This is a genomic window from Streptomyces asoensis, assembly GCF_013085465.1.
GTDB classification, from domain to species: Bacteria; Actinomycetota; Actinomycetes; order Streptomycetales; family Streptomycetaceae; genus Streptomyces; species Streptomyces cacaoi_A.
The window spans coordinates 7568976-7593025 of sequence record NZ_CP049838.1 but is presented as its reverse complement, the minus strand read 5'-3'; the positions used below and the strand labels follow the sequence as shown (position 1 = coordinate 7593025).

At 68.6% G+C, this 24050-nt stretch carries 16 protein-coding genes; 4 read left to right on the top strand and 12 right to left on the bottom strand.

The annotated features are described in order from the left end of the window. Positions 1–123 precede the first annotated feature (123 nt). Positions 124–1140, bottom strand: a complete 1017-nt coding sequence (locus G9272_RS34085; protein WP_171400066.1) for a hypothetical protein — start codon at positions 1138–1140, stop codon at positions 124–126. Positions 1141–1219: 79 nt separating this feature from the next. On the opposite strand from G9272_RS34085, the gene G9272_RS34080 reads away from it, so the two are divergent. Then, complete coding sequence (locus tag G9272_RS34080; protein WP_171400065.1) at positions 1220–1591, top strand: NTP pyrophosphohydrolase; 372 nt, start codon at positions 1220–1222, stop codon at positions 1589–1591. A gap of 70 nt (positions 1592–1661) precedes the next feature. Here the strand turns inward: G9272_RS34080 and G9272_RS34075 are convergent, their stop codons facing one another. The 9 genes from G9272_RS34075 to ngcE form a co-directional block, all read right to left on the bottom strand. Beyond that, positions 1662–3185: an amino acid permease gene (locus G9272_RS34075; RefSeq protein ID WP_171400064.1), complete on the bottom strand. Its 1524-nt coding sequence runs from the start codon at positions 3183–3185 to the stop codon at positions 1662–1664. A gap of 157 nt (positions 3186–3342) precedes the next feature. Then, entirely contained in the window at positions 3343–5268 is a 1926-nt protein-coding gene (gene dxs / locus G9272_RS34070; protein ID WP_171402289.1) for a 1-deoxy-D-xylulose-5-phosphate synthase, read from the bottom strand. A 193-nt stretch (positions 5269–5461) separates the two neighbouring features. After that, positions 5462–6817 (bottom strand): sugar ABC transporter permease, encoded by a 1356-nt coding sequence (locus tag G9272_RS34065; protein ID WP_437184331.1) that lies wholly within the window; start codon positions 6815–6817, stop codon positions 5462–5464. Then, complete coding sequence (locus G9272_RS34060; RefSeq protein ID WP_079074152.1) at positions 6814–7605, bottom strand: ATP-binding cassette domain-containing protein; 792 nt, start codon at positions 7603–7605, stop codon at positions 6814–6816. The genes G9272_RS34065 and G9272_RS34060 overlap by 4 nt, the downstream gene beginning before the upstream one ends. Before the next feature lie 297 nt (positions 7606–7902). Beyond that, complete coding sequence (locus tag G9272_RS34055) at positions 7903–8991, bottom strand: sugar ABC transporter substrate-binding protein (protein ID WP_171400063.1); 1089 nt, start codon at positions 8989–8991, stop codon at positions 7903–7905. Between the two features lie 134 nt (positions 8992–9125). Then, positions 9126–10325, bottom strand: a complete 1200-nt coding sequence (locus G9272_RS34050; RefSeq protein ID WP_171400062.1) for an ROK family transcriptional regulator — start codon at positions 10323–10325, stop codon at positions 9126–9128. A 578-nt stretch (positions 10326–10903) separates the two neighbouring features. Further along, positions 10904–11836, bottom strand: a complete 933-nt coding sequence (locus G9272_RS34045) for a carbohydrate ABC transporter permease (RefSeq protein ID WP_171400061.1) — start codon at positions 11834–11836, stop codon at positions 10904–10906. A gap of 2 nt (positions 11837–11838) precedes the next feature. After that, entirely contained in the window at positions 11839–12765 is a 927-nt protein-coding gene (locus G9272_RS34040; protein ID WP_054243397.1) for a carbohydrate ABC transporter permease, read from the bottom strand. A 45-nt stretch (positions 12766–12810) separates the two neighbouring features. After that, positions 12811–14274 (bottom strand): N-acetylglucosamine/diacetylchitobiose ABC transporter substrate-binding protein, encoded by a 1464-nt coding sequence (gene ngcE, locus G9272_RS34035; RefSeq protein WP_171400060.1) that lies wholly within the window; start codon positions 14272–14274, stop codon positions 12811–12813. A gap of 382 nt (positions 14275–14656) precedes the next feature. Here ngcE and G9272_RS34030 point away from each other — a divergent pair, with 382 nt between their 5' ends. The 3 genes from G9272_RS34030 to G9272_RS34020 all read left to right on the top strand — a co-directional run bounded on the left by G9272_RS34030 (position 14657) and on the right by G9272_RS34020 (position 21259). Next, positions 14657–18517, top strand: coding sequence for a GH92 family glycosyl hydrolase (locus G9272_RS34030; RefSeq protein ID WP_171400059.1), 3861 nt, complete (start codon positions 14657–14659; stop codon positions 18515–18517). Between the two features lie 109 nt (positions 18518–18626). Further along, positions 18627–19151: a hypothetical protein gene (locus tag G9272_RS34025; protein ID WP_171400058.1), complete on the top strand. Its 525-nt coding sequence runs from the start codon at positions 18627–18629 to the stop codon at positions 19149–19151. Between the two features lie 26 nt (positions 19152–19177). Further along, positions 19178–21259 carry an alpha-glucuronidase gene (locus tag G9272_RS34020; RefSeq protein ID WP_171400057.1) on the top strand — a complete coding sequence of 694 codons (2082 nt, stop codon included), beginning with the start codon at positions 19178–19180 and terminating at the stop codon, positions 21257–21259. Here the strand turns inward: G9272_RS34020 and G9272_RS34015 are convergent. Beyond that, positions 21253–23298, bottom strand: coding sequence for a beta-galactosidase (locus G9272_RS34015; RefSeq protein WP_171400056.1), 2046 nt, complete (start codon positions 23296–23298; stop codon positions 21253–21255). The genes G9272_RS34020 and G9272_RS34015 overlap by 7 nt on opposite strands. Beyond that, positions 23295–23981, bottom strand: coding sequence for a hypothetical protein (locus tag G9272_RS34010; protein ID WP_171400055.1), 687 nt, complete (start codon positions 23979–23981; stop codon positions 23295–23297). Before G9272_RS34010 ends, G9272_RS34015 begins: the two co-directional genes overlap by 4 nt. Positions 23982–24050 lie beyond the last annotated feature (69 nt).

Here is a 24050-nt window from a genome sequence, read left to right as displayed (position 1 = left end):
CCTGTCCTGTCCGGCCCCGGCCCGTGCTTTCCGTTCGGCGTGCTCGGCCTCCGGTACGGCGATACGGCGATACGGGTGGGCGTACCGCCGGCCGCGGCGGGCACGTCACCCGGTTGTTCCGCGTCAGACCGTCCGCCAGGCCATCAGGGCCAGGCCGGGCTCGTCCTTGCGGCGGGTGAGCTGGAGCAGGCCGGTCGACGGGGACAGAGCCGCCGCGACCACCCGGTCCTCGTGGTCCTTGGCGAGCGCCACCACGGCGTCGGCGGGCAGTTGGGGGCCCGACTCGGCCCACCAGGCGCCCGCCGACTCCCGTTCGGTCGGATACGCCGCGAAGGCGACCCGGCCGCTCGCGGAGCGCTGGGCGAGCAACGTGCAGTCGTGACCGTCGAGTTCGGTGCGGATCGCGGCGACCGGACCGGGGCCGGCGGCGGCGAGCACGGAGACGGGCTCGGTGCCGGGACGCCACGCGCACACATCACCGGAGTCGTCGGTGTAGAAGAGGGTGGTGTGCTCCGGGGAGGTGGCCAGCGCCCGGAGGGTGCCGGTCCTGACCGGTGCCTTGAGGGGCTCCTGGAGCACCGGCTGGGTGCCCGGCGCCTCCTGGCGCCAGTGCAGGATCCCACCGGAGACGGCCGCGTACGCCTGGACGCAGCCGGACTCCCCCGTCACCGCGACCGGTGCCCCCTCAAGGCCCTGCCCCTTCAGGTCGCGCCACGGGTCCCAGCCGCCCTTCTCCTTCTGGGCGATCATGCGCAGTCCCGTGCCGATGCCGCGGACGAAGACATGCGCGCGTCCCTGGGTGTCCACCGCGACGGCGGGCGTGCCGGTGCGGTCGCCCTTCTTGTCGGGATGGCCGAGGGGCGCCCAGTCCAGGGCGGCGAGCAGCGGCCGGAAGTGCACGGAGTGCACCATGCCCGTCACCCCCTTCAGCGTCGTCCACCAGGAGGCCAGGTGGGCGTAGCCGTCGGCGCCCTGGCCGACGGCCAGGGCCGGATGCACCTTCTGGTCGCCGCCCACCCTGCGTGGGGCCTCCCAGGGCCCGCCCGGGGTTCGTTCCGCCCGGCACAGGACGGCGTCGTCCGACATGAGATAGACACCGAGCCGCCCGTCGCGGCCGCGTATGAGCCAGTCGCCGTTCACCCGATCACTTTATGACGGACCCTTCACGGCTCCTGCGCGAGGGTCACACCCGCAGGGCCGACCGTGCGACGCTGGGCCCATGGACGACAACGCCGCGCTGCTCGTGATCGTCGACGCCGCGAATGTCGTCGGGTCGGTGCCCGACGGGTGGTGGCGGGACCGGCGCGGGGCCGCGGAGCGTCTGCGCGACCGGCTGGCCGCGGACGGGCTGCCCGGGTGCGAGGGGGCCCAGGAGATCGTTCTCGTCGTGGAGGGCGCGGCCCGCGGGGTGGAGCCGGTGCCCGGCGTACGGGTGGAGGCGGCGCCCGGCAGCGGGGACGACCGTATCGTCGAGCTGGTGGCCGGGTCCGTGGGACGCTCCCGCCTGGTCGTCACGGCCGACCGCGAGCTGCGCCGCCGGGTGACGGAGCTGGGCGCGGACGTGACGGGCCCGCGCTCCGTACGCGACTGACCGGACGGGACCGAAGCGAACGGCGCCCGAGCCGGCCCCGGGCGGTCGTACGGGGCCGGCTTCCCGGCCGTCACACCGTGTCGTCGCGGCCCGGCTTGAGGGCCCCGTCGGCGGATGTCGCCTCGCGCCGTCCGAGAAGGCTGTGCGAGCGGCCGTAGAGGAAGTACACGACGAACCCGACGACCATCCAGATGCCGAACCGCAGCCAGGTCTCGGCGGGCAGGTTGAGCATCAGCCACAGCGAGGCGCACACCGACAGGATCGGGAGGAACGGCACCCACGGGGTCCGGAAGGAGCGGGGCAGGTCGGGGCGGGACCTGCGCAGGATGATCACGCCGATGGCGACGACCACGAAGGCGAAGAGGGTGCCGATGTTCACCAGCTCGGCGAGTTCGCTGAGGCTGGTGAAGCCGGCCAGGATCGCGATGAGGACGCCCAGCAGGATCGTCGGCCGGTGCGGGGTCTTGAAGCGCGGGTGGACATGGGAGAAGAAGCGCGGCAGCAGTCCGTCGCGGCTCATCGCGAAGAAGACCCGGGTCTGGCCGAGGAGCAGGATCATGCAGACGGTCGTCAGGCCGACGGCGGCGCCGAAGCTGATGAAGCCCGCGAACCAGGGGTGCCCGGTGGCCTTGAAGGCGTCGGCGAGCGGGGCGCTGACCGACAGTTTGGTGTAGTGCTGCATCCCGGTGACGACGATCGACACGGCGACGTACAGGACGGTGCAGATGATGAGGGAGCCGATGATGCCGCGGGGCATGTCACGCTGCGGGTTCTTGGTCTCCTCGGCCGCCGTGGCGACGACGTCGAAGCCGATGAACGCGAAGAAGACGACGGAGGCGGCGGTGAAGATGCCCATCACGCCGAAGTTGGACGGCGCCCAGCCGAACATCAGCTGGATGAGCGGGGCATCGAGACCGCCGCCCGCGTCGACGGTCTGCGCCTTGGGGATGAACGGGTCGTAGTTGTCGCCGCTGATGAAGAAGGCACCCGCGATGATCACGGTCAGGACGACGGTCACCTTGATGGCGACCACGACGGTGGTGACCCGCGCGGAGAGCTTCGTGCCGACCACGAGAATGACCGTCAGCACCAGGACGAGGGCGGCGGCGAGGATGTCGAAGCCGAAGCCGTCGGCTCCCTCTCTGCCGCTGAGCGCTGCCGGCAGATGCCAGCCCGCGTTGTCGAGCAGCGAGGCGATGTACCCGGACCAGCCGACGGCCACCACCGCCGTGCCGAGCGCGAACTCCAGGACCAGGTCCCAGCCGATGATCCAGGCGGGGAGCTCTCCCAGGGAGGCGTACGAGAAGGTGTACGCCGAGCCGGCCACCGGCACGGTCGAGGCGAACTCGGCGTAGCAGAGCGCGGCGAGCGCGCAGGCCACCCCGGCCGCGACGAAGGCCAGGGCGACGGCGGGACCGGCGTTGTTCTTGGCGACGGTGCCGGTCAGGACGAAGATGCCGGTGCCGATGATGACGCCGACGCCGAAGACGGTGAGATCCAGCGCGGACAAGGATTTCTTGAGCGCGTGCTCGGGTTCCTCGGTATCGAGGATGGACTGCTCGACCTTCTTCGTCCGGAAGAGGGTGCTGCTCACGGGGTACCTCCCACGCTGTGTCGTCCTCGACATGATCGAGAGGGGGCGTAGAGCGTATGCCCCGGCGCGGGCGAGTTAACGCGAATGGGCCGGTTTCACCACTCTTCACAGTGGTGAAACCGGCCCATCCGGGCGTATCGGTCGGCCCGCGACGGCGTCAGTCGCGCGCGGACTCCACGGAGTCGACCTCGGCGGCCGTGCTGCCGTACTTGCCGTCGAGCTTGGAGACCAGGCCGGTGACCTGGCGGGCGATGTCGGGGGCGGTGAGCCCGATCTCGGCCATGACCTCGGCGCGGGAGGCGTGGTCGAGGAAGCGGGGCGGGATGCCGAAGTCGCGCAGCGGGACGTCTACGCCCGCATCGCGCAGCGCCTGGGCGATGGCCGAGCCGACGCCTCCGACGCGGGAGTTGTCCTCGACGGTCACGACCACGCGGTGCCGCTCGGCGAGCGGGGCCATGGCCTCGTCGACGGGCTTGACCCAGCGCGGGTCGACGACCGTGGTGGTGATGCCCTGCCGGTCGAGGAGGGTCGCGATCTCCAGGCACATCGGGGCGAGGGCGCCGACGGAGACCAGCAGCACGTCCGGGGTGTCGGTGCCGCTCTCGCGCAGCACGTCCATGCCGCCGACGCGTCCCACGGCGGGTACGGCGGGGCCCACGGCGCCCTTGGAGAAGCGGACGACGGTCGGCGCGTCCTCGACCTCGACGGCCTCGCGCAGCTGGGCGCGGACCTGGTCGGCGTCGCGCGGGGCGGCGAGTCGGAGGCCCGGGACGACCTGGAGGATCGACATGTCCCACATGCCGTTGTGGGAGGCGCCGTCGGTGCCGGTGACGCCGGCCCGGTCCAGTACGAAAGTCACACCGCACTTGTGGAGGGCGACATCCATCAGGACCTGGTCGAAGGCACGATTGAGGAATGTGGCGTACACCGCGAACACCGGATGCACCCCGCCCGCCGCCAGGCCCGCGGCGGAGACGGCGGCGTGCTGCTCGGCGATGCCGACGTCGTAGACCCGGTCCGGGAAGGCCTTGGCGAACTTGTCGAGGCCGACGGGCTGGAGCATGGCCGCCGTGATGGCGACGATGTCGTCGCGCTCCTTGCCGAGCTCGACCATCTCCTGGCCGAACACGGAGGTCCAGTCGGCGCCGGAGGTGGCGATCGGCAGCCCGGTGTCGGGGTGGATCTTGCCGACGGCGTGGAAGCGGTCGGCCTCGTCCTGGAGGGCGGGCTGGTAGCCGCGGCCCTTCTCGGTGAGGCAGTGCACGATGACCGGGCCGCCGAAGCGCTTGGCGCGGGCCAGCGCGGACTCCAGGGCCTCGATGTCGTGGCCGTCGATCGGGCCGACGTACTTCAGGCCGAGGTCCTCGAACATGCCCTGGGGGGCGATGAAGTCCTTCAGGCCCTTCTTGGCGCCGTGCAGGGTCTCGTAGAGGGGTCTGCCGACGACGGGGGTGCGCTCCAGCACCTCCTTGGTGCGGGCGAGGAAGCGCTCGTAGCCGTCCGTCGTCCGCAGGGTGGCGAGGTGGTTGGCCAGGCCTCCGATGGTCGGCGCGTACGAGCGCTCGTTGTCGTTGACGACGATGACCAGCGGGCGGTCCCCGTCGGCGATGTTGTTCAGCGCCTCCCAGGCCATGCCGCCGGTGAGCGCGCCGTCACCGATGACGGCGACCACGTGGTCGTCGCGGTCGAGGATCTGGTTGGCCTTCGCGAGGCCGTCGGCCCAGCCGAGCACCGTGGAGGCGTGGCTGTTCTCGATGACGTCGTGCTCGGACTCGGCCTGCGAGGGGTAGCCGGACAGGCCGCCCTTCATCTTCAGCCGGGAGAAGTCCTGCCGGCCCGTGAGCAGTTTGTGCACATAGGACTGATGGCCCGTGTCCCAGAGCACCTTGTCCTTCGGCGACTCGAAGACCCGGTGCAGAGCGATGGTGAGCTCGACCACGCCGAGGTTGGGGCCGAGGTGGCCACCGGTCTTGGAGACGGCGTCGACGAGGAAGCTCCGGATCTCCTCTGCCAGCTGGTCCAGCTCTTCCAGGCTGAGCCGGTCCAGATCGCGCGGTCCCCTGATGCGGGTCAGCAGCGGCACCCGTGCCTCCTTGCAGTAAAAGCTGATCGAGCTGTTGCCGGGCTTGTCGAGTCTAATGTTCCGCCCGGGCGGATCGACTCCGGCCCATGCGTCATAGGTCACGCGAACGGCCGTACCCAGAATGAGCCTTTCCTATGACACGACTGTGCCCGGCATCGATACGGATGCCGGGCACAGGGCGTCACCTGGAGCGTCAGCCTCGACCGGCGGCCTTCTGGCTCTTGCGGGAGATGGAGTCGATGACGACCGCGCCCAGCAGAACACCACCGGTGATCATGTACTGGATCGAGGTGTTCATGTTCAGCAGGTCGAGGCCGGTCTGGATGGACTGGATGACCAGCATGCCCAGGAGCGCGGACCACACAGTGCCGCGGCCGCCGAAGAGGCTCGTACCACCGATGACGGCCGCCGCGATGGCGAGCATCAGGGTGTTGCCGCCACCGGCGTTCAGCGTCGCGGACGCCGTCTGGCCCGCGAAGAACATGCCGCCGACCGCCGCGAAGCCACCGGAGATGGCGAACACGGTGATGCGGACCATCGGCACGTTGATACCGGCACGACGGGCCGCCTCGATGCCGCCACCGACCGCGAAGACCTTACGGCCGTACGTGGTGCGACGGAGCACGAAGTCGACGATCACCAGCGCCGCCAGGAAGATCACCAGCGCGTTGGAGACACCGGAGGCGTTGTTCAGCACGCTCGCCGCCAGGAAGGACGCGACGGCCAGCGCACCGACGCGCAGCAGGATCTCCGTGGTCGGCCGGAACGGCACACCGGCGGCCCGGCGGCGACGCTGCTCACCGAAGTTGCCGACGGCGGTCAGCACGACCGCGAGACCGGCCAGCAGGTAGGCGCCGATGATGGCCTGGTCCATGAAGAAGGAGTTCTGGCCGAGCAGGTGCACCGGGCCGGAGTCCGACGGGATGTTGATCGTGCCGCTGGAGCCCAGCAGCCACAGCATCAGACCGTTCCAGCCGAGGAAGCCGGCCAGGGTGACCACGAAGGCCGGTACGCCGATCTTCGCGAAGAACCAGCCGTGCAGCGCGCCGATGCCGACACCGGTGAGGATCGTCAGGACCAGCGACAGCCACGGGTTCATGGTGTGGTCCACCACGAACACGGCGAACAGGGTGGACGCCAGACCGCTGACGGAACCGACCGACAGGTCGATCTCACCGAGCAGCAGGACGAACACCAGGCCGATGGCCAGCATGCCGGTGGCCGACATGAAGTAGCTGATGTTCGAGAGGTTGTCGGCGCTCAGGAACAGGTCGTTCTTCGCCTGGAAGATCGTCCAGATGACGATCAGGCCGATGACGACCGGGATCTGACCGAGTTCGCCCCCCTTGACCTTGCGCTTGAACTCGGTGATGTAGCCCTTGAAGCCCTCTTCCCGCACCAGCAGGCGCGGGTCGACGACGGATACCGGCGCGGCCGTCGGGTCGTCGGCGGGGGCGACGGTGGTCTGGTCCTCGATGACGCCCCCGGTCTTCTCGACCTTCCCGGGCTCCGAGGAGTCGCTCTTCACGGTCTTGGACGTGTCGCTCACTTTGCCGCCTCCGCGGTGCGACGCCCCGCACGACGGGTCACGGCGTTGTCCGTGGCCCCGGTGATCGCGGCGATGATCTCTTCGTGGCTGGTGTCCTTCACGGGGAAGGAGCCGTTGTTCTTGCCCAGACGCAGGACGGCGACGGTGTCCGCGACCGCCTTGACGTCGGCCATGTTGTGGCTGATGAGGATGACGCCGAGGTTGCGCTCGCGCAGCCGCTCGACCAGGTCGAGGACCTGCGCGGTCTGCTCGACGCCGAGGGCGGCGGTGGGCTCGTCGAGGATGACGACCTTCGGGTCACCGATCAGGGCGCGCGCGATGGCGACGACCTGGCGCTGACCGCCGGAGAGACTGGCGATCGGGATGCGCACGCTCGGGATGCGGATGGAGAGCGTGGACAGCAGCTCCCGCGCGTTCTTCTCCATCGTCACCTCGTCGATGACGCCTCGGTGCAGCAACTCGCGTCCGAGGTAGAGATTGCCGACCACGTCGAGGTTGTCGCACAGGGCGAGGTCCTGGTAGACGGTCGCGACGCCGAGTCCCTGGGCGTCGTGCGGCCGGTTGATGCTGACCGGGCTTCCCTCCCACTCGATGACGCCCTCATCGATGGGGTGGACACCCGCGATCGTCTTGACCAGGGTGGACTTTCCTGCGCCGTTGTCGCCCACCAGGGCGACCACTTCTCCGGCGTGGACCTCCAGCTCGACGTCGGTGAGTGCCTGCACCGCACCGAATCGCTTGGAGACTCCGCGCAACGCCAGCACGGGCGTAGCGGACACGTGAACCATCTCCTTCGCCGCCTGACCGGCGGGGATGCCGCGCTCAAAGACAGGCGCGGAGGGATGTGCGCGGCACGCGGGGTACGCGATGCCGACGCACGAGGTTTACAAGATGAACATGCGTGAATCCGCTGCGCTTGGCAACGGTTCCGTCCGACGCCCGCCCCGGCAGCGGGGTGTGAAGTGGGGCGGGCGTCGGACAGGTCTCACGGGACCGCTGAGCGGTCGGTGGGACCCGAGGACCGGCTCGAGATGCGACTCGAGAGGGGCCCTCGGGACCGGGTGCCTACGGGTGGACCGGCTGGGCTACTGGAGACCGGCGGTCTTGCAGGCGGCGGCGTACTCGGCGGTGCAGATGTCCGCGACGGTGTACAGACCGTCCTTGATCACCGTGTCCTTGATGTTGGCCTTGGTGACCGACACCGGGGTCAGCAGCTGCGAGGGGACCTTGTCGCCGGAGCCGCTGGTCAGCGTCTCGGTGGCCAGGGCCTTGATGTCCTTGCCCTCGAGCAGGTCGACCGCGAGCTGGGCGGCAGCCTCGGCCTCGGGCTTGAAGGCCTTGTAGACGGTGGAGGACTGGGTGCCGGCGACGATGCGCTGGATACCCGCGAGCTCGGCGTCCTGGCCGGTCAGCGGGATGCCGCTGATCTTCGCACCCTTGAGGGTGTTGGCGATGCCACCGGCCATGCCGTCGTTGGCGGCGTAGACGCCCGCGATGTTCTTGGCACCGAGCTGGGTGATGGCCGCGGACATCTTCTGCGCGGCGACCGTGTCCTTCCAGAGGCCGGACTGCTCGTAGGCGATGTCGACCTTGCCGTCGAGGGCCTTGTGCGCGCCTTCCTTGAACTGGCCGGCGTTCGGGTCGGCGTCGTCACCGTTGATCATGACGACCTTCGCCTTGGGAGTCGCCTTGGCGCCGAGGGAGTCGAGCAGGGCCTGACCCTGGAGCTCGCCGACCTTGACGTTGTCGAAGGAGACGTAGGCCGAGACGGGGCCCTGGGCGAGGCGGTCGTACGCGACGACCTTGACGCCCTTGTCCACCGCGGACTGGATCGAGGACTTGATCGCGGCGGAGTCCTGGGCGGAGATCACGATGACCTTGACACCCTTGGTCACCATGCTGCTGACCTGCTGGGCCTGCTTGGCCGAGTCGGCCGCGGCGTTCGCGTACTCGAGCTTGCAGTCGGAGCAGAGCGCCTTGACCTTGGCGTCGAAGTACGGCTTGTCGAACTTCTCGTACCGCGCGGTGACGCTGTCGGGGAGCAGCAGGCCGATGGACTTGTTGCCCGAGCTGCTGCTACCGGAGTCGCTGTCCTTGTCGTCGCCCGCCTTGCCGCACGCGGCAATCGAAAGCGCCATGGACACGGCGGTGGCGCCGATCACGACTCTACGCATCGTTGCGTTCATTGGGGTGTGCCTCCCTGACAGGGCCGCAACGCTGCGGCCGAGGTGGCTCGAAGTCAACTCGGCCGCAAGTTCGACGTCAAGAAGTAAATACTTAACGAGATGGCAACGGCCTCATTCGTTCTCTAAGTGAAGGCAGGTGTCGCTGCGGTCAGCGTGCCGTCCAAAAGGGTTGAATCGCCCATCTCGCTGAGTGCGAGAGCGAGCGCTCCAAGCACCTCCGCACGACCCCCAAGTGCCCCCGGAAGAACGGAAAGTTGGCGCGCCGCACTCGGGATCGCATAGCGGCCGACGGACTCCCTGATCGGACCGAGCACCAGCTCACCGGCCTCGGCGAGATCACCGCCCAGGACCACCCGGCTCGGGTTCAGCAGGTTGCAGAGATTGGCGACTCCACTGCCGATGTGTCGGCCGACGTCGGCGATCACCCGACGGCAGCCCGGATCACCGTCCCTCGCCAGCCGTACGACGCCTTCCATCGTCAGATCCGTGCCGTGGCTGGACTGGAGGAGCGGGAGCACATAGCGCGCCGCCGCGAACGTCTCCAGGCAGCCCCGGTTTCCGCAGCGGCAGACGGGGCCGGACTCGTCAAGTGTAATATGTCCGATTTCTCCGGCGGTGCCGCCGGGACCTCGGTAGATCTTCCCCTCGATCACCAGACCGGCGCCGACACCGCTCGCGACCTTGATGTAAGCAAGATCACGAACGCCTCGGCCGCTGCCCCAGACCATCTCGCCGAGGGCGCCGAGGTTGGCGTCGTTGTCCACGTGCACGGGTACGCCGAGCCGGCCTCTCATCTCCTCGGCGGGTCTGGTGCCGATCCAGCCGGGCAGGATGGCGGACGAGCCGAGCGTTCCGGACTCCAGCTCGATCGGTCCGGGCACGCCGAGACCGACTCCCGCGACCTTCGTACGGTCCACCCCGGTGGCCTCGATCAGCCGGGTGACCAGCTGTTCCGCCCGGTCGAAGCCCTGCGTCGAAGAGGCGTCCACATCCAGCGGCTCGGACTCCTCGGCAAGGACCTGATGGGCCAGATTGCCCACCGCGACGCGCAGGTGGGTGTGACCGAAATCCACCCCGATGACGATGCCCGCGTCGCCGCTCAGACTGACGCTGCGTGCCCTTCGTCCGCCGGCCGAGGTGGGTGTCACCTCGACGGTTCCACCGTCCTTGAGCTCGCGCACGATGTTGGAGACGGTCGCGGCGGACAGACCTGTGGTCCTGGCGATCTCCGCCTGCGTGAGGGACCCGGCCAGACGCACGGCGCGTACGACTCTCTCCAGGTTGGCTCGGTGCAGCGACGACTGCGACCCCGGAGTCTCCACGACGACCTCCTGCGCGCGGGACCGCTTCGATGAGGCCCCGTCTATGTCCAACTAGTGAACTCTAAGCTGAGCCGTTCGGGTCGCCTCCCGTCAAGAGGTTGAACAGTATCCGCATGCGTGCGAAGAGACACGGAGGGTGGCCGAGCCGGGGTCGCGGGGCGTGTGGGAGCGGCTGCGGGGCGTTGCGGCCAGGGCTCGGACGGGGCCGGGGCGGGGGAGAACAGGTGCCGGCGGGGAGCGAGGTGGGGTGAGCGCCTGGGGAGCGTGCGGGACGGTGGGAGTGAGGGTGGGTGCAGGGGGGCCAGGTAATGAAGGCGAAGCCGCTTTCGTCCCACTTCTTTTGGTTGGCCCGCATGCCGCCGCCATGGCCACGGCCGAAATCGGAGCATGCACGACGCCAAGGCCGGCGGGCGGCGGGCGGCAGGCGGCAGGCGGCAGGCGGCGGGCGGCGGGCGGCGGGCGGCGGGCGGCGGGCGAACGGTAGCGGCCGGGCCTGCGCGGGCCGTCCCGTGCAGCGGGCGCCCGCGCAGACCCGAAGGGCGTCTCGACGCGGGCGCCGGCCGTGCCCGGATGTGCTCCTACTTCAGCGCACCCGCGGTCAGCCCCTGCACCACCTGCCGCTGGAAGACGATGTACGCGGCGAGCACCGGCAGCATCGCCATCACGAGGCCCGCGAAGAGCCCCGACCAGTCACCCTTGTAGCCCTGACTGACAGCCAGTTGGACCAGTCCCTGGGTGAGGACGCGTTTGTCGGGGTCGGTGTTGAGGACCGTGGGGAGCATGTACTGGTTCCACTGGCCCAGGAAGTTGAAGATACCGACGCTGATCAGGCCCGGCTTGGCCATCGGCACCATGATCTGGAAGAACGTACGGCTGTGCGAGGCGCCGTCCACGAAGGCCGCCTCCGCCACCGAGGTCGGCAGCGTGCGGAAGAAGGCCGTCAGGAAGAACACCGTGAACGGCAGCGAGTAGGCGATGTAGACGAGGATCAGGCCGTGGATGGAGTTCAGCAGGCCCATGTTGTTCACGACGTAGAACAGCGGGACCAGCGCCAGCATGATCGGGAAGCTCATGCCGCCGATGAAGAGGTAGTAGATGAAACGGTTGCCGGGGAAGTCGAAACGCGCGAGGACGTAGGCCGCCATGGAGCCGAGGACCAGCGTGCCGATGAGTGAACCACCCACCACCAGGATGGTGTTGAGGAAGTAGTCGCTCATGTTGGCCTCGGTCCAGGCCCGTGACCAGTTGTCGAAGTGCAGCTTGTCAGGCAGCGACCAGGGTGAACCGAAGATGGAGCTGTCGTCCTTGAAGGAGGTCATCACCGCCCACAGCAACGGCAGCACGACCATGATCGCCCAGATGACCAGGATGCCGTGGGAGAAGGCGTTGAGAACGCTTCCTTCCGATTTCTTCTCCGTAGGCGGTTTCTTGGTGGGCAGGCCGACCTTCGTGACAGGGACAGCCGAGCCGGACTCGGCAGGCGGAGGCGCGGGGGTTTCGGTCGTCTTCATCGTCAGTACTCCAGCCGCTCGCGCCGCCCCAGCCGCATCACGACCGCGGCGAAGGCCAGCGTCACGATGAGCAGGGCGACGCCGATGGTGGTGGCGTAGGCGGCCTGACCGTCACGGAAGGCCTTCTGGTACACGTAAAGGACCATGACGGTGGTCGAGTAGTCGGGGCCGCCGGGCCCGGTCGTCATGATCTGCACGACCGCGAACGACTCGGCGCCGAGCGCGAGGATCCCCATGTAGACCCAGCCCGACTGCACCGTGTCCCAGAGCAGGGGCAGGGTGATGCGGAAGAACGTCGCGGCCCGGCCCGCGCCGTCCAGCAGCGCGGCCTCGTACAGGTCCGCCGGGATGGAGGCCATGCCCGCCGAGAACAGGACCACGAAGAAACCGACCGTGGACCAGACGAGCACCGCCATCACGCACCACAGCGCGAGATCCGGGTCGCCGAGCCAGAGCGGCTGGAGGCCGTCGAGCCCGATCCCCCGGAAGAAGGAGTTGATCGCGCCGCTGTCCGGGTTGTACGCGAAGGCGAACAGCAGCGCCACGATGGCGATCGACAACACCTGCGGAAAGAAGTACACGATCTTGTAGAAGGAAGAGCCCCGGACCCCGGAGATCACCGGGCCGCCCTTCCTTCGCCGTCCACCGACATTGATCATGAAGGCGAAGAACAGCGCCAGGCTGATCGTCACCAGCGGCAGCACGACCGCGAACATCAAGCTGTGCTGCAAGGACTTCCAGAAGATCTCGTCGTCCAGCATCCTCCGGTAATTGTCCAGGCCGACCATCTTGAATTCGGGGCTCAGGCCGGTCCAGTCCGTGAACGAGTAGTAGATGGACTGGATGAACGGCCACACCACGAAGAGCGCGTACAGTCCCAGGGGGAGCGCCAGGAACCCCACGATGAACCGGTACTTGCCGTGCTGCATCGCCACTCCGGTGCTTTTATGGATACTTCGCCGTGATTCTCACCGTCACTGGTGCTTGTAATGCTTGATCGACGTGTCTTTCGCGGCCTCGTCGGCGTAGCCCTGGATCTTCTTGATCGCCTCGGCCGGTGTGAGCCGGCCGGCCATCATCTCGCCCAGGCCGGACACCCCGATCTTCTCCTTCTGAAGCTGGACATACCAGTCCTGAAGTCGCGGATTCACCACGTTCTCGCCGGCCTTGTCCAGCGCCGCCACACCCGACTTGAGGCCGGGAGTGAGAGTGATGCCGTCGGTGCCGCCGTTGTACGCGGTCAGCGACTTCACCTTCGAGGTGAAGTTCTTGGAGGACGCCTCGCTGAGCATGATGCGCAGCTGTTCCATGCCGCCTGCCGTGTTCTTCGCCTTGGCCGGCACGACGAACGGCTCGCCGCCCGAGGCCCAGATGGTGCCGAAGGGCATCTTGTCGGAGGAGTCGATGCCGGTGGGCGCGGAGACCGCCAGGTCGAAGTCGGCGGGGATGACGTTCGCCGACTCGTTCTCCACCCAGGAACCGTTGGGGATGAACAGGGCCTTGCCCTTGGCCCACGCGGTCTGCGACTGGATGTGGTCCAGGCCCGGGGTGCCCTTGAGGATGTAACCCTTCTTGAAAAGCTCGTAGTAGGCGTCGAAGCAAGCCTTTACCGCCGGGTGTTTCCAGGCGTTCGGCTCCAGGTTGTCGATGGCGTCGAGGACCTCGCGACCACCCACCTTGCCGATCATCGGGTACAGCGAGAAGGGGAGGTAGTACGGGTATTTGCCCGCGTACGTCCAGCCCGCGATGCCCTTCTTCTTGGCCTTCTCGCAGACCGCGAGCATCTCGTCCCAGGTCTCGGGGTACGTGGCGTCGAGCGAGTCCAGGGCCTTCTGCGAGTACCAGACGCCGTAGACGGTGTAGGCGTAGTACATGATCCAGACCGGGTCGCCGTCGAACTGGCCCATCTCGACGATGCCGGGCCGCAGGGTGTCGCGCACCTTCTTGTTCGGGTCGTCGTAGGACGCGGCGTCCAGGAGCGGGGTGAGGTCGGCAAGCTGATTCTTGCCGACCAGGACGCCCATGTCCATCTGCTCGGCGCCGGAGTTGTCGATGAGGTCGGGCGGGGTGCCCTGGTTGAAGCGGGGCTGGAGGGTCGACTGGATCTTCTGGGTGGCCGAGAACTTCACGTTCGCGTCGGGGAAGGCCTTCTCGTAGATCTTGACCGCGTCCTCGGCGTACTCCTTGCCGAAACCGCCGTCGAACAGGACGAATTCCATCTGGGCGGTTTCGTTGACCGCGAGGGGATTCTTCGCGGTCTTCTTTCCGGCCTTGGCCTTGTCCTCGTCGCCCCCGCCGCTGCTGGCGCAGGCGGACAGAAAGCTCATCGTGGGGACGGAGATCAGGCCGAGCGCCGCGGATCTCTTGATCAGATCTCGGCGGCCGACACCTACGGAGCCGTTCTTGTCGGAGCCGATGTTCTCGGAGTGGGATCCCATGCTCAAGTCCTCGCCTTCTCCAGGACTCAGGCGGTGCACCGGATCCTTCCCGGCACCGCGGTCAGGTCAAGCAGGGTCGTACAGATCATGCGGTCGGACGGCATCGCCGGATTCGACGGTGAATCGCCGACAGGTATAGTCCACTTCTTGCCAGCGGAGCAAGATCGAATGCAAGGTTGGCCGTTGGTCTTTTCCGAGTTGAGACCTCCCGGAAATATGACCGGCCGGTGGGCGCCTTGCCGGAAAATTGCATGACATGAGCCCCGCTTGGCGCAATCAACATCCTTGACATCACTGTCCACTTGACCCCCTACTGATTCCTGCACAACCAGGAGGACAACGTTGTCCGGGGCGTTGTCCGGCGCGGGGAGGGTGCTCACGCATGCAGCGGTTGGGGCGGTTGCGGGCGGTCGTGATCACGGCCGCTCTGGTCATGACGGTCGGCGCACAGGGGACGGCGGTCGCACTGCCCTCCCCGGTGCCGCTACCGGGCCGGGGGTTCGCCTCGTCCTTCGAGGCGGGTGAACACGCCCCCGACTGGCAGAGCACCGTCGACACCACGCCGGGCGGCGGCAAGCGGGCCTCGGGCGTGGACGGCGGCTACGGCGGTGGGCTCCCCGGCGATGTGACCGACCGGGTCACGGACGTCCGGGCGAGCGCCGAGAACCAGGCCGGCGGCGAGGTGAAGGAGAACCTCGCCGACGGCGAGGCGAGCACCAAGTGGCTGGCGTTCGCGTCCACCGGGTGGGTCGAGTTCGACCTCGACGAGCCTGTGCGGGCAACCGCTTACGCACTCACCTCGGCCAATGACTTCGCCGAGCGCGACCCCGCCGACTGGACCCTCTCGGGCTCGGCGGACGGCACCGCCTGGACGCCCCTCGACACCCGCTCCGGGGAGTCCTTCGCCGAGCGGTTCCAGACCCGTACGTACACCCTCGCGACCTCGGCCTCGGCCGAGTATCGGCACTTCCGGCTGGAGGTCACCCGCAACCACGGCGCCGGGATCCTCCAGCTCGCCGACGTGCGGTTCGGCACGGGCGGCAGCGACGGGCCCGTCCCGCCGGACATGCTCACCGTCGTCGACCGGGGCCCGAGCGGCTCACCGACCGCGAAGGCGGGCGCCGGGTTCAGCGGGCGCCGTGCGCTGCGTTACGCGGGTCGGCACACCGCTTCCGGCCGGGCGTACTCGTACAACAAGGTTTTCGACGTGAATATCCGGGTCGGTACCCGCACACAGCTGGCGTACCGGATCTTCCCCGGGATGGCGGACGGCGATCGTGACTACGCCGCGACAAATGTTTCCGTGGACCTTGCTTTCACGGACGGCACGTATCTGAGCGGGCTCGGGGCGAGCGATCAGTACGGCTTCCCGTTGTCGCCTCGTGGGCAGGGCACCGCGAAGGTGCTGTACGTCAACCAGTGGAACGACGTGATGTCCGCGATCGGGACGGTGGCGGCCGGGAAAACCGTCGACCGGATTCTCATCGCCTACGACTCCCCCGGCGGGCCGGCCCGGTTCAGGGGCTGGGTGGACGACATCACGCTGCGCACCCCTGCCCCTGAGGCGGCGAAGGCGCATCTGTCGGACTACGCGGTGACCACCCGCGGCACCAACTCCAGCGGGAGCTTCTCGCGCGGAAACACGTTTCCCGCCACGGCCGTGCCGCACGGCTTCAACTTCTGGACGCCGGTGACCAACGCGTCCTCGCTCGGCTGGCTGTACGACTACGCGCGGGCCAACAACGCGGACAACCTGCCCACGATCCAGGCGTTCAGCGCGAGTCACGAGCCGAGTCCGTGGATGGGTGACCGGCAGACCTTCCAGATGATGCCGTCGGCCGCGGCCGGCATCCCGGACACCGGGCGGACGGCACGGGCCCTGGCCTTCCGGCACGTGAACGAGACCGCCCGCCCGTACTACTACGGAGTCCGTTTCGAGAACGGTCTCACGGCGGAGATGGCACCGACCGACCATGCGGCCGCCCTGCGCTTCACCTACCCGGGCTCGGACGCGAGCGTCGTCTTCGACAACGTGACCGACCAGGCGGGGTTGACCCTGGACAAGGAAGCCGGCGTCGTAACCGGTTACTCGGACGTGAAGTCGGGACTGTCGACGGGAGCGACCCGGCTCTTCGTGTACGGCGAGTTCGACGCCCCGGTGGCGGATGGTGCATCGAGCGGCGTAAAGGGATACCTGCGTTTCGACGCGGGCGCCGACCGCACGGTCACCCTGCGCCTGGCGACCTCCCTCATCAGTGTCGACCAGGCCCGCGACAACCTCCGCCAGGAGATCCCGCAGGACACCGACTTCGACACGGTCAAGCAGCGCGCCCAGCGGCAGTGGGACAAGCTCCTCGGCACCGTGGAGGTCGAGGGCGCGAGCCAGGACCAGCTCACGACGCTGTACTCCAGCCTGTACCGGCTCTACCTGTACCCCAACTCCGGTTTCGAAAAGGTCGGTTCGACGTACCGGTACGCGTCGCCGTTCTCGCCGATGCCCGGCCCGGACACCCCGACGCACACCGGCGCGAAGATCGTGGACGGAAAGGTGTACGTCAACAACGGTTTCTGGGACACCTACCGGACGACCTGGCCGGCCTATGCCCTGCTGACGCCCACTCAGGCTGGTGTGCTGACCGACGGGTTCGTCCAGCAGTACAAGGACGGCGGCTGGACCTCGCGCTGGTCCTCGCCCGGGTACGCCGACCTGATGACCGGTACCTCGTCCGACGTCGCCTTCGCGGACGCGTTCGTCAAGGGAGTCGGCTTCGACGCCAAGGCCGCGTACGAGGCGGCCCTGAAGAACGCGACGGTGGTGCCCCCGGCGTCGGGGGTGGGCCGCAAGGGCATGTCCACCTCGCCCTTCCTCGGCTACACGAGCACGGCCACGCACGAGGGCCTGTCGTGGGCACTGGAGGGCTACCTCAACGACTACGGCATCGCCCGCATGGGCCAGGCCCTGTTCCGGAAGACCGGCGAGAAGCGTTACCGGGAGGAAGCCGACTACTTCCTCAACCGCGCGCAGGGTTATGTGCACCTCTTCGACACGAAGGCCGGGTTCTTCCAGGGGAAGGACGAGAAGGGCGACTGGCGGGTGGCGTCGGAGGACTACGACCCGCGAGTGTGGGGTTACGACTACACCGAGACCAACGGCTGGGGCTATGCCTTCACCGCCCCGCAGGACAGCCGGGGCCTGGCCAATCTGTACGGCGGCCGCGACGGTCTGGCGAAGAAGCTCGACACCTACTTCGCCACCCCGGAAACCGCTTCCCCGGAGTTTGCGGGTTCGTACGGTGGCGTCATCCATGAGATGACGGAGGCGCGGGACGTGCGGATGGGCATGTACGGGCACTCCAACCAGGTCGCCCATCACGCGATCTACATGTACGACGCGGCCGGGCAGCCCTGGAAGGCGCAGGCGAAGGCCCGCGAGGTACTCGCACGGCTCTACACCGGCAGCTCGATCGGGCAGGGGTACCACGGCGACGAGGACAACGGCGAGCAGTCGGCCTGGTACCTGTTCTCCGCGCTTGGCTTCTATCCGCTGGTGATGGGAAGCGGCGAATACGCCGTCGGCTCACCGTTGTTCACCAAGGCGACCGTGCACCTGGAGAACGGCAAGGACCTGGTGGTCAAGGCGCCGAAGAACAGCGCCAAGAACGTGTACGTACAGGGCCTGAAGGTCAACGGCCGTGCCTGGACGTCGACTTCACTGCCCCACACGCTGCTCGCCAAGGGTGGGGTCCTGGAGTTCGACATGGGACCGCGCCCCTCGTCGTGGGGGTCCGGAAAGAACGCGGGACCGGTTTCGATCACTCAGGACGACAAGGCGCCGGCGCCGCGCACGGACGTACTGAAGGGCGCGGGCGCGCTGTTCGACGACACGTCGGCAACGCAGGAAACGGTGTCGGGCACGCTCACCCTGCCGGTCTCGACCGGTACCAAAGCGGTGCAGTACACCCTCACATCGGCCGACCACACGCAGGCACCGACGGGTTGGGTGCTCCAGGGTTCCTCGGACAGCCTGACGTGGACCGACCTGGACCGGCGCTCCGGCCAGACCTTCCCCTGGGACCGTCAGACCCGCGCCTTCACGCTCGAGCGGCCGGGCACATACGCGCACTACCGGCTGGTCCTCGACGGCGACGCGGGAGGGGCGGGCACCGGAGGCGCACCGAGCAACGCGGCCCCCGGAGCACGAGCAGGCCAAGTAAGCCTCGCCGAAGTGGAGTTGTTGTCCTGATCCGGTAACCAACAGCGACGGCCCGCTGTACCGGGCGTCACCCGTGTTCCAGAATGATCAGGCCGCCCGCGGTCACCGGGCGGCCCGTCACGGAGGGGGAAAGCGGTACATGAGCATCATCAGACGGTTCACGGGACTGCTCGCGGGTGCGGCGCTGGGAGCGGGGGCGCTGTTCGCGACGGCGGCTCCGGCGCAGGCGTACAGCCCCAACCCGGTGTATCACGCCTACTACTACGACACCGACAACTGCCCGTGCAGCGGCGGCAACCTCACCGACCCGTTCGACAACACGTACTTCGCGAACGATGCCGGCGGCCTGGCCGTGAAGATGGAGCTGACCAACTCGGGGGCGTTCGTCGGCAAGGTGGAATTCCACCCCAACGACGAGAAGCTGTGGGTGTACGACACCGCCAACGACGGTGACACGTACTACGTCAAGGTCAGCTACACGTCCGGCGGCGTGTCCCACGACCTGGGCACCTTCAGCCCGCCCGGGACCACGGCGGTGCTGGACTACGAGGTCGAGGACTTCGACCTGCCCGAAGGCGCTTACGTCGACATCTCCGTCTACGACGACGCTGCGCTCACCGACCTCATCGGCGCCGCCCGCGGCACCGGATCGGCCATCGCCTAGGCAAGCCCGCATCACCCGGAGGGACCATGCCGCTCACCGTGCCCGTCCTGCCCGAGGGGATCGACCCCGCCTGGCTGCCACCGGAGACGTTCCGGCCGGTGGGCGGCCGGCGAACGCTGGTCGACGGCACGGGCCCACTGGTGGACACGGTGCACGGTGAAGTGGCGTACGCCTGCGCACAGTTCGGCGGCGAGGTGGTCGTACGGGGCGAGAAATCGGATGCCTCGTCCTCGTACGACCTCGTGCTGCGGGTGGCGGAGGCCGGTGGCTCCGGCGACACCGGTCCGGGTCTCGAAGGTGTCGGGGAGCTTGGCAGCCTCGGCGGCTTGGGCAGCCCGGGTGATGGCGAACTCGGCGCAGAGGGGTTCGCCATCGAGCGCACCGACGGGACCACCATCGTCACCGCGAGCGGTCAACCCGGTTTGCTGTACGGACTGTTCCATGTCGTACGGCTCGGCGAGAACGCCTTCCGGGGCACGCGCGCGCGTGAGACACACCGCCCGGCGACGGCGCTGCGGATGCTGGACCACTGGGACAACGTGGCCGTGCATCCGGTCATGGGCCAGGTGGAGCGCGGGTACGCGGGCGGCTCACTCTTCTGGCAAAACGGGTGCGCCCGACAGGAGTTGGAGCGGGTACGGGCGTACGCCAGGCTACTTGCGGCCTGCGGGATCAACTCGATCTCGGTCAACAACGTCAACGTGCACGAGACAGAGGCGCACCTCCTCACCGACCGGATCGGCGAAGTGGCCGACATCGCACGGACGTTGCGTCCGTACGGGATCCGCACACATCTGTCCGTGACCTTCGCCGCACCCATCGTGCTCGGCGGACTGTCCACCGCCGACCCGCTGGACGAGGCGGTGCGCGGCTGGTGGGCGGAGGCCGTGCGGAAGGTGTACTCGGCGATCCCGGACTTCGGCGGATTCGTGGTGAAGGCCGACTCGGAGGGCCAGCCGGGCCCGTTCACGTACGGCCGCTCACACGCGGACGGCGCGAACATGCTGGCCGTGGCTCTCGCCCCGCACGGCGGCACCGTCCATTGGCGGGCGTTCGTGTACGACCACCGCCAGGACTGGCGGGACCGTTCGACGGACCGGGCGCGGGCCGCGTACGACCATTTCGCCCCGCTGGACGGGAAGTTCGCCGACAACGCCGTGCTCCAGGTGAAGCACGGGCCGATGGACTTCCAGGTGCGTGAGCCGGTCTCGCCGGTGCTGGGAGCGCTGCCTCGTACGCGGGTCGCGGTGGAGGTGCAGTCGACTCAGGAGTACACCGGGCAGCAACGGCATGTGTGTTGGCTCGGACCCATGTGGAGCGAGGCGCTGCGCTTCCATCCGGAGAGTGAACAGCGGCTGCGTGTCGCGGAGTTGGCGCGCGGCGGGCTTGTGGCGGTGGCCAATGTCGGGGACGACCCGTTCTGGACCGGGCATCCGCTGGCACAGGCGAACCTCTACACCTTCGGTCGGCTCGCCTGGCAACCGGATGCCGACCCTCATCGGATCCTGGACGAGTGGATCGCGCTCACCTTCCCGACGGCCTCCGAGCGGCTGGCCGCCGGGCTGCGGGCGGTGCTGCACGGCTCCTGGCGGACGTACGAGAAGTACACCGCTCCGCTCGGCGTCGGCTTCATGGTGCAGCCGGGCCACCACTACGGGCCAAGTGTCGACGGCTACGAGTACAGCCCGTGGGGGACGTACCACTTCGCCGACCGGGACGGGATCGGCGTCGACCGGAGCGCGGCCACCGGCACGGGGTACGCGGCGCAGTACGCCAAGCCCTGGGCAGAGCTGTTCGAGTCGGCCGCATCCTGCCCCGACGAGCTTCTGCTGTTCTTCCACCACGTGCCGTACGGGCATGTGCTGAGGAGCGGGAAAACGGTTGTGCAGCACATCTACGACACGCATTTCGAGGGTGCGGAGGAAGCCGAGGAGGCCCGCCGGGTGTGGGCGGGCCTCGCGGACCTGGTGGAACCGGCGTGGCACGCGCGCGTTGCGGAACGGTACGAGGAGCAGGTGCGCGGCGCACGCGAGTGGCGGGACCAGGTGAACAGCTACTTCCTGCGGAAGTCCGGAATCCCGGACGGCCGGGGACGCACGATCTACTGAAGCCGAAGGACGGCTACACCCAACGGGTCCAGGGCAAGCACTTCGCCCTGGTCGAACCTTTTGCCGGTGAGGAGGTCGGTCGCGGCTGTGTGGGCGGGCAATCGGGCGTGCTCGGACGCGTGGTTGAGGAGGAAGAGCAGACGGGTTCCGTCGGGTGTGACGCGGGTGGCGGTCTCGACGGTGTGGTGGTCGGCGTAGGGCCCGACCAGGTCATGGCGGGCGAGAACTTGGCGGACAACGTGGTCGACGCCTGGCTGGTCGAGGGCGGTCGCCACGTACCAGGCCTGTCCCGCGCCGAAGTGGTTACGGGTCACGGCCGGGGTGCCGGCGTAGAAGTCGGCGCCGTAGGTGGCGACCGGTTCGGCGCCGCGGAGCTGGACGATCTCGAAGACGAGACGGGCTCGCGTCGCCAAGTCGCCTACCTGTACTGGCTGTTCGACGTCGCCGGGCTTGGCGTCCCATTCGTCGACGCGGATGCCCATGAGGGGGGCCAGCGGGCCGGGGACGTCGGCGAGGAAGGCGCGGTCGTGTTCGTCGGAGCGGGCGGTGAGGAAGGTGGCGAGGACGGTGCCGCCTCGTCGGGCCACCGCCTCCAGGCGTTTCGCCAGGTCTCCCTTGACGAGGTGGAGTGCCGGGGCGAGGACCACGTCGTACGGCGTGAGATCGGCGGTCACCGCCACGACATCGACGTCGGCTCCTGCCTCGCGTGCGGCTCGGTAGTAAGCGTGTACGACGTCCGGGTAACGGACCAGTCGCGAGGGGCCGTCGGAGATCTCCAGTGCCCACCAGCTGTCCCAGTCGAAGAGGAGCGCGGTGCGAGCCGGCGTCCGGGCGCCCAGGGTGCTTCCTCCGAGCTCGCCCAGTTCCCGGCCGAGGGCGGCGACTTCGCGGAAGACGCGGGTGTCGTCGCGGCCCGCGTGACCGATGACCGCACCGTGGTACTTCTCGCAGGCGCCGCGTGAGGCGCGCATCTGGAAGTACAGGGCGGCGTCCGCCCCGTGCGCGATGGCCTGCCAGGTCGCGAGGCGCAGTTCGCCCGGTCGGCGCAGAGGATTGACGTCGCGACAGGCGGTGGTGGACGGGGTCTGCTCCATCAGCCAGAAGGGGGCGCCGTCCTTGAGGCCGCGCATCAGGTCGTGGGCGAGGGCGGGACGGGTGGGCGGGGCGTCGAGGGGCGGGTAGTTGTCCCAGGAGGCGAAGTCGAGGTGGGGCGCCCAACGGTGGTAGTCGAGCGGACGGTAGGTGCCCATGAGGTTGGTGGTGACGGGCGTGTCGGGGTCGTGGGCGCGGATCGCCTCCTTCTCGCCGGTGAAACAGCCGAGCAGGGCCTCGGTCATGAAGCGCTGGTAGTCGAGGGTGATGCCCTGGAAGGCGGTGTGGTCGGGGCCGCGCCAGTGCTCGGTGAGGGCGCTCGGCGGCTCGATCTGGTCCCAGTCGGTGTAGCGGTGCGACCAGAACGTCGTCCACCAGGCGTCGTTGAGGGCGTCGAGTGTGCCGTGCCGTTCGTGCAGCCAGCCGCGGAAGGCGTCGGCGCACAGGTCGCAGTAACAGGCTCCGCCGTACTCGTTGTTGATGTGCCAGGCCAGCAACGCCGGGTGCTCGGCGTAGCGTTCGGCGAGACGACCGGCCAGAGCCGTGGCCAGTCGACGGTACTCGGGTGAACTGGGGCAGAAGTTGTGCCGTTGACCGTATCGGTGGCGGCGGCCCTCGAAGTCGGTGCGGTTGACCTCGGGATACTTCTTCGCGAGCCAGGGCGGGAGGGCGGCGGTCCCGGTGGCGAGGCAGACCTGCCGCCCCTCGGCGGCGGCCCGGTCGAGGATGCCGTCGAGGATCGTGAAGTCGTAAACGCTTTCGTCAGGTTGAGTGAGTGACCAGATGAAGACGCCCACGGTGAGGGTGTCGACTCCGGCCTGGGTGAACAGGCGGTGGTCCTCGTCCCAGACGGCCTGCGGCCACTGCTCGGGGTTGTAGTCGCCGCCGTACGGGATCCTGTCGGTGTGCGGGAGACGGCCGTCGTTTCCGGTGTCGGGCTCGGTCATACGGTGAAGTCCTCCTGAGTCTCGACGATCACCCGGCCGCTCGACCTCAGCAGGGAGAGCAGCACTGGTGCGGCCAGCAGAGCGGGCAGGGCTTCCGTGAGCAGGGCGGTCAGACCGCCGACCAGGATGAGCAGGGAGGCCGCGGCGAGGGTGGCGCGGCCCTGCCGGAGCAGGAAGTACGCGGCGAGGCGAGCGGTGTCACGGGCGCGGAACGCGAACAGCGAGGTGAGGACGAGCGCGTGGGCGCCCCAGAGGAGCGAGGCCACGCCGATCACCCCGAGGAGCACCGCCCACCAGCCGGGCAGACCGGTGGCGGCGAAGTGGGTAAGGGTGAAAGCGATCACGGTGAGCCAGGCCAGCAGGGGTGCCCAGAGCTTCAGCGCGGGGAACGCGTTGAGACGCCAGCCACGCAGGTAGACGCGGGCCGGGTGGAGGTCGGTGAGGTCGCGGCTGCGGTGGTACAGGGCGTACAGCGCGGCGGAGACGGCCGGCCCGAGCGGCAGCACGCAGCCGGCGGCGAGGGGCAGGTTCGCCGGTTCGGGGCCCAGGAAGAGCAGGCCGACGAGGCCGGGGGCGGCCGTCGCGAGGAGAAGGGCCTCGACGGTGAGGAGGGTGTGCAGGAGGGCGGCGGCGCGGGACAGGGGTCCGGTGCCGAAACCGCCCACGGTGGTCGCGGTGCTCATGAGGCTTTCCTTGCCGTCGGCGGGCTGCGGCGGGGGTAACCGGTTCCGGAATCATTCAGCCCGCGGCCC

Coding starts and splice junctions, on each gene's coding strand:
- G9272_RS34080 (WP_171400065.1), top strand. CDS start 1,220: ATGGACGACAACGCCGCGCTGCTCGTGATCGTCGACGCCGCGAATGTC.
- G9272_RS34060 (WP_079074152.1), bottom strand. CDS start 7,605: ATGGTTCACGTGTCCGCTACGCCCGTGCTGGCGTTGCGCGGAGTCTCC.
- G9272_RS34055 (WP_171400063.1), bottom strand. CDS start 8,991: ATGCGTAGAGTCGTGATCGGCGCCACCGCCGTGTCCATGGCGCTTTCG.
- G9272_RS34045 (WP_171400061.1), bottom strand. CDS start 11,836: ATGAAGACGACCGAAACCCCCGCGCCTCCGCCTGCCGAGTCCGGCTCG.
- G9272_RS34040 (WP_054243397.1), bottom strand. CDS start 12,765: ATGCAGCACGGCAAGTACCGGTTCATCGTGGGGTTCCTGGCGCTCCCC.
- ngcE (WP_171400060.1), bottom strand. CDS start 14,274: ATGGGATCCCACTCCGAGAACATCGGCTCCGACAAGAACGGCTCCGTA.
- G9272_RS34030 (WP_171400059.1), top strand. CDS start 14,657: ATGCAGCGGTTGGGGCGGTTGCGGGCGGTCGTGATCACGGCCGCTCTG.
- G9272_RS34025 (WP_171400058.1), top strand. CDS start 18,627: ATGAGCATCATCAGACGGTTCACGGGACTGCTCGCGGGTGCGGCGCTG.
- G9272_RS34020 (WP_171400057.1), top strand. CDS start 19,178: ATGCCGCTCACCGTGCCCGTCCTGCCCGAGGGGATCGACCCCGCCTGG.
- G9272_RS34015 (WP_171400056.1), bottom strand. CDS start 23,298: ATGACCGAGCCCGACACCGGAAACGACGGCCGTCTCCCGCACACCGAC.
- G9272_RS34010 (WP_171400055.1), bottom strand. CDS start 23,981: ATGAGCACCGCGACCACCGTGGGCGGTTTCGGCACCGGACCCCTGTCC.